A 10,551-nucleotide genomic window follows, 5' to 3' on the forward strand; every position below is an offset into this window, starting at 1 on the left:
GGAATGAAATATGCACCGATTGCGATTTCGCCAGAACAGGCTCAATTTTTAGAAACACGAAAATTTCAAATCAATGAAATTGCTCGGATTTTCAGAGTGCCACCGCATATGGTTGGTGATCTTGAAAAGTCGAGCTTTTCTAATATTGAGCAACAATCACTTGAATTCGTAAAATATACGCTTGACCCTTGGGTTTCAAGAATCGAACAATCAATGGTTCGATCGCTTTTGACCAAGGAAGAGAAGCAAGAATATTTTATTAAATTCAATGTTGATGGCTTACTTCGTGGAGATTATCAATCACGAATGACTGGTTATGCGACAGGTCGCCAGAACGGTTGGATGAGTGCGAATGATATTCGTGAACTTGAAAATCTTGACCGCATTTTAGAAAGTGAGGGGGGTGACTTGTATTTGATTAATGGCAATATGCTCCCATTGAAAGATGCTGGGGCTTTTGCGAATAAGAAGAATGATGAGGTGGAGGATAGTAATGGGGAGAACGAAAATCGAAATGGTAGGGCTAAGGTTCGGAAAGTTGATAGTAGTTAATTGTAATGGGAAAGACAGATTTGGTGATACATTATGGCATTGTGAATGCGATTGTGAAAATGATACAACTGTACGTGGTGCAGAGCTTAGGAATGGACACACAAAAACTTGTGGTAATTGTCAGAAGAATTTCTATATGAAAGAAGCTGATTATATAAGGATTTATATTGCAGATACAGGTCGTTCATTTATTGTTGATGCTGAAGATGAGTTATGTGTAAAGAAACACATTTGGAGTGTTGATAGAAGTGGCTATGTTATGAGTCACGATATTTCACTGCACCGATATCTTTTGCAACCAAGTCTAAATATAGTTGTGGACCATATTAACAGAAATCCGACAGATTGTAGGCGAAAAAATTTAAGGTTAGCTACATCACAGCAGAATAGTTATAATGCTGGGGTGTCAAAGAATAACACAACGGGTTATAAAGGTATCTATTTTGAAAAATCAAGAAACAAGTATGTTGCTGGAATTAAACCCAATGGTAAACATATTTTTTTAGGAAGGTTTGAGACCGCCAAAGAAGCGGCTAAAGCATATGATATTGCTGCTTTAAAATTATTTGGAGAGTTTGCATGGGTAAATGGGGTGAGAAATAATGGATAAAAAACATTTTTGGCGATGGGTAGTGAATAAAGAGATACCAACTAAGAGAATTCTTCGATTGGATGGAGAAATTTGTGATTCAACATGGTTTGGAGATGAAGTAACGCCACAGTTATTCCGTAATGAATTAATGGCTGAAAGGGGTGATTTAACAGTTGTTATCAACAGTCCGGGTGGAGATGTATTTGCTGGAAACAGTATTTATAATATGCTATTAGAATATGAAGGGAATGTGACCGTGAAAATTGACAGCCTTGCGGCAAGTGCTGCGAGTGTTATTGCGATGGCTGGTCAAAAAGTCGTGATGTCACCAGTAGCTATGATGATGTGCCATAATCCATCAACAGTTGCTTTTGGCGAGAAAGTGGACATGGAAAAGGCGATCGCTATGCTAGAAGAGGTCAAAGAAAGTATTATCAACGCTTATGAGCTTAAGACTTCGCTATCAAGAACAAAATTAGCCCATATGATGGATGCCGAAACTTGGATGAATGCCAAAAAAGCAGTTCAACTGGGTTTTGCGGATGAAATTGTTGGAGATAACGATACAAGTGATACGGAGAGTGAATTTGGATTTGATATGCTTTTTTCTAGGGAAAAAGCAAGTGAGCTATTAGTAAGTACGATAACAAATAGTTGTAAAAAGTTTGAAATAAAAGAAACCGTTGAACCTGAATCTAAGAAATCGCAGCAACAAGAGAATATGACAACAGCCGATTCAGTTATGAGTCGGCTTAATTTAATGAAAAATTGGAGATGAGTTAAATGGATAAAATTCTAAAGTTACGTGAAAAACGCAATAAGGTATGGGAAGGTGCAAAAGCCTTTGTGGAAAGTAAGCGAGATAGTGACGGCCTGCTTTCGGAAGATGATGCTAAAATCTATTCTGAGATGGAAGTGAAGGTAAAAAATTTTGGTATTGAAATCGACCGATTAGAGGCGATGCAGATTATGGAAAATGAACTGCTGAAACCAGTCAATCAACCTTTGACTTCAAAACCATTAGTTGATGGAAAAGAGTCTGAAAAGACTGGTCGAGCAAGAAATGAATATAAGGAAGGGATGTTGCAAGCCCTACGCTCTAATTTCAAACAAGTCACTAATGTTTTGCAAGAAGGTTTGGATGCTGCAGGTGGTTATCTTGTACCTGAAGAATATGACAAACGTCTGATTGATGGCTTGACTGAAGAAAATATTATGCGTGCCTTGGCGACAACGATTACGACAAGTGGCGAACACAAAATTAACATCGCTGCGACGAAACCAGCAGCATCGTGGATTGAAGAAGGTGGAACGCTCACTTTTGGTGATGCAACATTCGACCAAATTCTGATGGATGCCCACAAACTTCATGTGGCAATCAAAGTGACGGAGGAGTTGCTCTATGATAATGCCTTTAACCTAGAGAGTTATATCATTGAACAATTTTCAAAAGCACTTGGTAACGCAGAAGAGGATGCTTTTTTAAATGGTGATGGTGTCGGAAAACCACTAGGTATTTTTGCGACAACTGGTGGGGGAGAGGTCGGGGTTACAGCCAAAACTCAAGGTACGATTACAGCTGATGAAATTATCAACTTGATTTATGCTTTGAAACGGCCCTATCGTAAAAATGCCTCGTTTATCACAAATGATCAAACTTTGTCTGTGATTCGAAAACTAAAAGATGGGAATGGTGCTTATTTATGGCAACCCTCTCTCCAACAAGGAGAGCCTGATCGATTACTTGGTTACCAACTTCACACGTCATCATACGTACCAACTATTTCAGCAGATCAGCCAGTCATTGCTTTTGGTGATTTTAAATATTATAACATCGGTGACCGTGGGGTACGTTCATTTGCGGAACTCAAAGAGTTGTTTGCAGGAAATGGCTTAGTAGGATTTCTTGCTAAAGAACGAGTGGATGGTAAATTAGTTTTACCAGAAGCGATTCAAATCTTGAGAATGAAAGGCGTATAAGCTATACAGTCCAAGAAATAAAGGAGAGAGCGAAGTGATGGATGGTTTACTTGAAAAGGTCAAAGCAAATCTGATAATTCCTCATGATGAGGATGATGAATTAATACAAGTATTTATCACATCAGCAATCGTTTATGCAGAGAGTTATCAACACTTAACGGCGTGTTTTTACAAGGAAAATTCACTTCCTGCAACAACCGAGCAAGCGATTATCATGTTGTCATCACACTTTTATGAGAGTCGAGATGGTTCAACTGGTGGCTTTTACGCAGATAGCGTGAATGCTAGTGCGCAAGTTTGGCATACGGTTAATCTATTGTTGAGACTAGATAGGAGGTGGCAGTTATGAGTTTTGGGAAGATGAATCAGAGAATTGAAATCAGGCATAATTCGCCTTCAAAAGATCCAGATGGTTTTCTTGTTTCGATTGATACGGTACTAGCAACAGTCCGAGCCTACCAAGAAAATCGACACGGTAATGAAAAGTGGGCGAATATGGCAACTTTCTCAACTGCAACATCACTTTTCAGGTTTCGGATGATACCAGATTTGGAAGTGACGGATAAGATGGCAATTTTATCTAGCAATGAACGTTTTCAAATCTTGTCAGTAGAAGATGTGCGTAATCGTGGGATGTACTTGGAAGTTCTAGCTGAAAAAGTTGAAGGGAGTAAAAAGTAATGGCCAATGTTCAATTGAAAATGCCAGATGATTTTTTGCTTTCACTATCGAAATTGGAAGGCAAGACAGATGAGATACTTGCAAAAGTTTTGGAAAGCGGTAGTCGCATAGTTGAATCAAAAGTCAGGAATAACCTATCGCTTGTTATTGGTAAAGGAACGAAGATGCCTAGTCACTCAACAGGAGAACTTGAACGAGCACTTGGCATTTCAAAACCCCTTCAAGACAGAAATGGTGATTGGCATATCAAGGTTGGCTTTTCTGAGCCGAGAAGTGATGGTACATCAAATGCCTTGATTGCGAATACGATTGAGTATGGCAAACATAATCAACCTGCGAAACCATTCCTCAAACCTGCCAAGTCACAGAGTCGAAAAGCCTGTATTGAGGCGATGAAATCAAGATTACAGCAGGAGGTTGATGACATATGAGTATTTTATCTGAGCTGGATACGTTGCTTGATGATTTATCAATCCCTGTTGCAATAGGCGTGTTCAGTGATGTGCCACCAAATGAATATTGTGTTTTGACACCTCTTGCGGATGTTTTTGAAGTATTTTGTGATAATGCACCGCTGTTTGATACTCATGAAGTTCGATTATCATTGTTTTCAAGAGGTAATTATCTCTTGACTAAAGAAAAAATTACGACAGCCTTGTTGGAGGCAGAATTTACAATCATAAATCGACTTTTTGTTGATTATGAAAATAATACAGGCTATTACCACATAGCGATTGATGTCGCTAAATATTATGAAATGGCGGAGTAAAGATGGCAACAGTAGGATTAGACAAACTTTTTTATGCACCAATCACGGAAGTAGCTACAACTGGAGATGAAACTTATGGCATACCAGTTATGCTTGCTAAAGCAATGACGGCAGAATTATCAGTGGAACTTGCAGAGGCAACGCTTTATGCGGATGATGGTGCGAGTGAGGTTGTTAAAGAATTTAAAAACGGAAAACTGACACTTGGCGTTGATAACATTGGTCGAAATACTGCACAAGCACTTACTGGTGCAGCTACTGATGATAATGGTGTTTTGATTTCAGCTAGTGAAGATGGTGGCAATCCAGTTGCGATTGGCTTTCGTGCTAAAAAATCAAATGGCAAGTATAAATATATTTGGCTTTACCGAGTTAAATTTGCCGTACCATCAACGAGTCTTTCAACCAAAGGTGACAGCATTACATTTTCAACACCATCAATTGAAGGAACGGTCATGCGTAGAAATAAACTTGACAAGCAAGGTAAACATCCGTGGAAAGCTGAAGTTGATGAAGGAGATAAAGATGTATTACCTGCAACAATTAACGCATGGTATACCTCAGTTTATGAACCGAATTTTAAATAGGAGGACTAGAAAATGGTAGACGAAAGAAGTGCAATCATCACGATTGGCGATGAACAGTTTGAATTGATTTTAACCACTAAGGCTACCAAGCAGATTGCAAAACGCTACGGTGGTTTAGAAAATTTAGGCGAGAAGTTGATGAAGTCTGAAAACTTTGAAATGGCACTTGATGAGATTATTTGGCTGATAACAATTTTAGCGAATCAATCGGTCTTAATTCATAATCTTAAAAATAAGGATCAGCCTAAAGAACTTCTAACAGTGGATTATGTAGAATTATTGACTTCGCCACTTGATTTGGCGACATATAAATCAGCTATTACCGAAGCGATGTTTAAAGGTACGAATCGAAATATCGAAAGTGTTGATACAGGAAAAAACAAAATGGGCGTGTAAGTGATGAAGTAACATTTACACGCCTTTACTATTATGGGACAGTTCAAATGAGGATGAGTTCAGATGATTTCTGGACTTGCCCATTAGGATTATTCTTGGATTTATGGGAGTGTCACAAGCAGTATGTTGGCATCAGTAATCCAAAGATTGAGCTATTCATTGATGATGTCATACCGAATGGTATCTGAAATCTGGTATAATAAGACTAATAAGAAACATAGGGGGAATTGTTTTGCCAGATAAAGAAGAGTTAGTATCAAATAATAATGGGTCAAATACAGATTATAAAGCTTTACTTAAAAATATTGGTCAAGTTGTTGAAGCACGTAGAAGTAAGGCAATTCAAGCTGTTAATACTGAACTTTTGCAGATGAATTGGTCTATTGGACAATACGTTGTTGAGTTTGAGCAAAAAGGGCAGGAAAAAGCTATCTACGGTAAAAGTCTTATGGTAAATTTATCCAAGGATTTAACTGCTCTTTTGGGAAAAGGTTTTTCAAAATCGAATTTATTCAAAATGCGAGAGTTTTATATTCGATTTCCGAAATTCCAAACAGTGTCTGGAAAATTAAGTTGGTCACATTATTTAGAGATAATTTCCATTGAGGATGAGTTAGAACGTCAATTCTATATGGTTGAAACAGCCAAAAACCATTGGGGTGTAAGAGAATTACGTAGACAGATTGATTCTGCATTATTCCCAAGATTGGCATTATCTAAAGATAAAGAAGGGGTTCTACAACTAGCTAAAAAAGGAGTTGTTGAAACAGCACCACAAGATATTGTGAAAAATAATTATGTTCTTGAATTTTTGGGTATTCCTGAAAAAGAACGAGTGAAGGAACATGATTTAGAAACGGCGCTTGTTAAACATTTAGAAGAATTCTTACTTGAGCTTGGTAAAGGTTTTGCGTTTATCGGGAGACAAGTTCGTCTAACGATAAAAAACACTGATTATTACGCAGATTTAGTATTTTATCATGTTATTTTAAAACGCTATGTTATCATTGATTTAAAAGTTGGAGAAGTGAAGCATTCGGATATAGGTCAGATGAATCTCTATCTTGGTTACTATGCTTTGGATAAAAACAATGAAGATGACAACCCACCTATTGGTATCATTTTAGGAGCTGATAAAGATGATACGATGGTAGAATATGCTACCTACGGCATGGATACAGATTTGTTTGTTTCGAAGTATCAACTTTATTTACCAGATATAGCACAACTGAGAAAATTAGTACAATCTGAATTTGAAGAATAAAATAGAAAATAATGGACAAAGCAAGGAATATGCTAAAGCATACCTTGCTTTTTTTATATCTAAAATTTAAGAAAGGAAATACAGATGGCTGATAGTTTTGGTTTAAAGATAGGTGTTGAAGGCGAAAAAGAGTTTAAAAACTCACTTCGAGATATTAACCAATCTTTTAAAGTACTGGGTTCTGAAATGAAGCTTGTATCCTCAGAGTTTGACAAGAATGATAAAAGCATCAGTGCAGTATCGTCCAAAAATGCTGTCTTGAATAAATCTATTGATGCTCAAAAGGAAAAAATCACTACCCTTGAGAGCGCGTTGAAGAATGCGTCTGAAAGTTTTGGAGAAAACGATAAGCGGACTCAAAATTGGACGATTCAGCTGAATAATGCCAAAGCCAGTCTTAATAGTATGGAGAAGGAGTTAGACGAGACAACTGAAGGGACTGATAACCTCGGAAAAGAAATCAAAGAAACAGCTGATGAAACTGAAAAATCTAGTTCTAAGTTTGAAAAATTTTCAGGGATTTTGAAAGGAATCGGTATAGCTGTTGGTGCAGTAGCGGTCGCGGCTGGAGCTGTTGCCGTCAAACTAGCTAAGGATGTTGTTTCTCAGTTTGGCGAACTTGAACAAAACCTTGGAGGCTCTGAGGCTGTGTTCCAAAATTATGCCAGTCATATGCAAAAGATAGGTGAGGACGCCTATAAAACGATGGGTGTTTCTCAAAGTCAGTACCTTGCGACTGCTAATAAAATGGGTGCTCTCTTTCAGGGGTCAGGAGTTGATGTTCAGAAATCAGCTGAATTGACTGAGAAATCCATGCAACGTGCAGCGGATATGGCCTCTGTCATGGGGATTGATATGCAGGTGGCGCTTGACTCCGTTGCAGGAGCTGCCAAGGGCAATTTTACGATGATGGACAACCTTGGGGTTTCTATGAACGCGACCAATATCGAGGCATATGCTTTAGCGAAAGGACTTGATTTCACATGGCAAACAGCAACACAGGCTGAAAAAGCAGAAGTTGCCATGCAGATGTTCTTTGAAAATACAGAACAGTATGCTGGTAATTTCGCTAAAGAAGCGACTCAAACTGTCTCAGGATCTATTGGCTTACTTCAAGCTGCCCTTGGCTCATTTACAGCAGGATTGGGTAATGCGGATGCTGATATGCAAAATCTGACTGGAAACATGGTCGAGGCTTTTCAAGCAGTTATCAAGAACATTGTGCCAGTGATTGAAAATATTGTTAAAGCACTGCCTCAAGCTGTTCAAGCAATTTTAACAGCAGTTGGCGACTTGCTTCCAACACTTTTAAAAACTGTGACCACACTATTTGCATCTGTATTGGCAACACTTTTAGCATTGTTGCCTAAATTAATACCTGTTGCTGTCAATGCAATCTTAACGATTGTTAAAACTTTGATTGAAAATTTGCCGCTCATTATTGATGCGGCTTTTATATTAGTGACCACTTTGATATCTGGTTTAGCAGAAGCCTTGCCAGAATTAATTCCGACAGCAGTAATAGCGATTATTACAATCGTTAAAGCGTTGATTGAAAATCTTCCGATGATACTGGATGCTGCTTTGCAGCTCATACTTGGATTAGCTGAAGGTTTGATGACTGCGATTCCGATGTTGATTGAGAGTTTGCCAGCGATTATCACAGCTTTGGTTGAATTTCTGATTGGCGCTATGCCACAGATAATTGAAACAGGTGTTCAGTTGTTAACAGCACTTGTTGCAGCCCTACCAACGATTATTCAAGCAATAGTTGTTGCTATTCCTGTGATTATTGAGAATGTCATTACTGCGATTATTGGTGCGATTCCTCAGTTGATTGATGCAGGTATAAGACTACTCGTTGCTTTGATTGGCGCATTACCTCAAATTATCACAACGATTGCAAATGCCATGCCTCAAATTATTAATGCTGTAACAGGGACACTTGTGAATAACATAGACAAAATTATCCTTGCAGGTGTGCAACTACTGGTCGCCTTGGTTCAAAATTTACCTCAAATCATTTCGGCAATTATCGCAGCCATTCCCCAGATTATAAATGGTATTGTCACTGCCTTCGGAAATTATGTATCTACCATGTCAACTATTGGTTTCAATCTTATCAGTGGCGTTTGGAATGGTATTTCAAATGCAGGTGCATGGTTAAAGGATAAAATATCAGGATTCTTCGGTGGCGTGGTTGATAGTATTAAAGACTTCTTTGGTATTAAAAGTCCATCAACCTTGTTTCGTGATCAAATTGGGAAGAATATGGCATTGGGAGTAGGTATTGGTTTTGCTGGCGAAATGGTTAAGATTTCTAAAGAGATGCAAGAAGCGATTCCGACTGAATTTGATGTACCAAATTTTGATATTAATACAGGTATTCATACGGCAGTTGATAGTATGGGGACAGTTGTAAGTCTGACTGATTTGGCTCTTAAAATGGATTCAATCTCTGATATGTTTCCTTTATTATTGAAGGCACTTGATTTGAAAGTGATCCTGGATGATGGCACATTAGTTGGTCGCTTGACACCAGAAATTGATAGGGTATTAGCACAACTAAAAAGGCGCAATCTAGCATGGTAAGGAGGTGATGGTATGAACGCTTTTATATTGGATGGTACAACTAACTCAAGGATAAATCTTGGACTTCGAATTACGCAGCCCCCGATACTTCCAATGTCTGAGAGATTGGTAGATTCAATCGAAGTTGATGGTCGAGAAGGAACACTTACCGTCTTGAAAGGCTGGTCCGACATCATATTTACTTTAAAGGTCGTGACTTCAAGTCCAACACATTGGCGAATCATTCTACCACAGATAAAAACATCAAAGCATATTACTTTTAGCAATGACAAGAGTGTTCACTTTAAAATTAAACACATAGTGGCTAGTGGTTTAACACAATTATTGTCGAACCTTTGGGAGAGTGAATTGACTTTTGTTTGTGCGCCGTTTCGATATCTAAACAATGTGGCAATCTTAAATCGGACAAGTTCTGGTGTTGTCACAAATAGCGGTGGTGTCTACTCATTACCAAGAATTAAAGTATTTGGTACAGGAACAAGAACATTGACAATTAATGGAAAGCCTATCGTGCTGAATTTACTCCAAGACTATCTCATTTTGGATAGTGACTTGAAAGAATGTTACTACGGTGATATCGCCCAAAATAATTATATGACAGGTGATTTTCCTATCTTCAATATTGGTAACAACCAAGTAACACTTGGCACAGGTATAACAAAAATAGAAATAGAACCGAGGTGGCGATATTTATGATTTCATATTTCAATAAAACTGAGACAACTTTCACGAATAATGGCTTGGGTATCCTTGATGATTATGTTATTCGTCCAATTGTATCCGAGGAGATGAATGGCCTGTTCATACTTGAGTTTGATTATCCCATTCATGCCCCTCATAGCAGCAAACTTATTCCTGAAATGCTTATCCGAGCCCCCGTACCAGATTTACCTGATCAACTTTTCAGAATCAATGAAAGAGGGGATGCTATTCATGGCCTCTGTCATATCGTGGGCTATCACATCTTTTATGATTTGGCGAAGAATTTAATTGAAGATACTTTTATTACGATAAAGAATGGTAGTGGTGCCTTAAATCAACTTCTAAATAACACACAATATTCGCATCATTTTACTAGTAGTTCAAATATCAGTACAACGAATAATGCAAGATTAGTGCGGTTAAATCCAGTTGAAGT

14 protein-coding genes are annotated in these 10,551 nt (G+C 38.1%); all 14 read left to right on the plus strand.

The window, feature by feature from the left end:
• A partial coding sequence (locus RsY01_RS10535) for a phage portal protein (protein WP_094785492.1) occupies positions 1–552 on the plus strand: 552 nt, incomplete at its 5' end.
• The gene (locus RsY01_RS10540) at positions 494–1,162 is read left to right on the plus strand and encodes an AP2 domain-containing protein (protein WP_167373267.1); all 669 of its coding nucleotides are present in this window, start codon (positions 494–496) and stop codon (positions 1,160–1,162) included. The genes RsY01_RS10535 and RsY01_RS10540, both read left to right, overlap by 59 nt.
• Positions 1,155–1,922 carry a head maturation protease, ClpP-related gene (locus tag RsY01_RS10545; protein WP_094785494.1) on the plus strand — a complete coding sequence of 256 codons (768 nt, stop codon included), beginning with the start codon at positions 1,155–1,157 and terminating at the stop codon, positions 1,920–1,922. Before RsY01_RS10540 ends, RsY01_RS10545 begins: the two co-directional genes overlap by 8 nt.
• A gap of 5 nt (positions 1,923–1,927) precedes the next feature.
• Positions 1,928–3,124 carry a phage major capsid protein gene (locus tag RsY01_RS10550; protein ID WP_094785495.1) on the plus strand — a complete coding sequence of 399 codons (1,197 nt, stop codon included), beginning with the start codon at positions 1,928–1,930 and terminating at the stop codon, positions 3,122–3,124.
• A 37-nt stretch (positions 3,125–3,161) separates the two neighbouring features.
• Positions 3,162–3,473: a head-tail connector protein gene (locus tag RsY01_RS10555; protein WP_094785496.1), complete on the plus strand. Its 312-nt coding sequence runs from the start codon at positions 3,162–3,164 to the stop codon at positions 3,471–3,473.
• Positions 3,470–3,805: a head-tail adaptor protein gene (locus RsY01_RS10560; RefSeq protein WP_094785497.1), complete on the plus strand. Its 336-nt coding sequence runs from the start codon at positions 3,470–3,472 to the stop codon at positions 3,803–3,805. The genes RsY01_RS10555 and RsY01_RS10560 overlap by 4 nt, the downstream gene beginning before the upstream one ends.
• Positions 3,805–4,236 (plus strand): HK97-gp10 family putative phage morphogenesis protein, encoded by a 432-nt coding sequence (locus RsY01_RS10565; RefSeq protein WP_094785498.1) that lies wholly within the window; start codon positions 3,805–3,807, stop codon positions 4,234–4,236. The genes RsY01_RS10560 and RsY01_RS10565 overlap by 1 nt, the downstream gene beginning before the upstream one ends.
• Positions 4,233–4,574 (plus strand): hypothetical protein, encoded by a 342-nt coding sequence (locus RsY01_RS10570; RefSeq protein ID WP_094785499.1) that lies wholly within the window; start codon positions 4,233–4,235, stop codon positions 4,572–4,574. Before RsY01_RS10565 ends, RsY01_RS10570 begins: the two co-directional genes overlap by 4 nt.
• Before the next feature lie 2 nt (positions 4,575–4,576).
• Positions 4,577–5,161 carry a major tail protein gene (locus RsY01_RS10575; RefSeq protein WP_094785500.1) on the plus strand — a complete coding sequence of 195 codons (585 nt, stop codon included), beginning with the start codon at positions 4,577–4,579 and terminating at the stop codon, positions 5,159–5,161.
• A gap of 12 nt (positions 5,162–5,173) precedes the next feature.
• A complete protein-coding gene (locus RsY01_RS10580; protein WP_094785501.1) occupies positions 5,174–5,557 on the plus strand; it encodes a hypothetical protein in 384 nt (127 codons plus the stop codon).
• 232 nt (positions 5,558–5,789) lie between these two features.
• Positions 5,790–6,821: a PDDEXK nuclease domain-containing protein gene (locus RsY01_RS10585; RefSeq protein WP_094785502.1), complete on the plus strand. Its 1,032-nt coding sequence runs from the start codon at positions 5,790–5,792 to the stop codon at positions 6,819–6,821.
• A gap of 84 nt (positions 6,822–6,905) precedes the next feature.
• Positions 6,906–9,413: a phage tail protein gene (locus RsY01_RS10590; RefSeq protein ID WP_094785503.1), complete on the plus strand. Its 2,508-nt coding sequence runs from the start codon at positions 6,906–6,908 to the stop codon at positions 9,411–9,413.
• A 12-nt stretch (positions 9,414–9,425) separates the two neighbouring features.
• Positions 9,426–10,109, plus strand: a complete 684-nt coding sequence (locus tag RsY01_RS10595; RefSeq protein WP_094785504.1) for a phage tail protein — start codon at positions 9,426–9,428, stop codon at positions 10,107–10,109.
• On the plus strand, positions 10,106–10,551 hold a 446-nt coding region (locus RsY01_RS10600), incomplete at its 3' end, for a phage tail spike protein (RefSeq protein ID WP_305775290.1). The genes RsY01_RS10595 and RsY01_RS10600, both read left to right, overlap by 4 nt.

The sequence above is a fragment of the Pseudolactococcus reticulitermitis genome (genome assembly GCF_002260845.1).
Lineage (GTDB): Bacteria > Bacillota > Bacilli > Lactobacillales > Streptococcaceae > Pseudolactococcus > Pseudolactococcus reticulitermitis.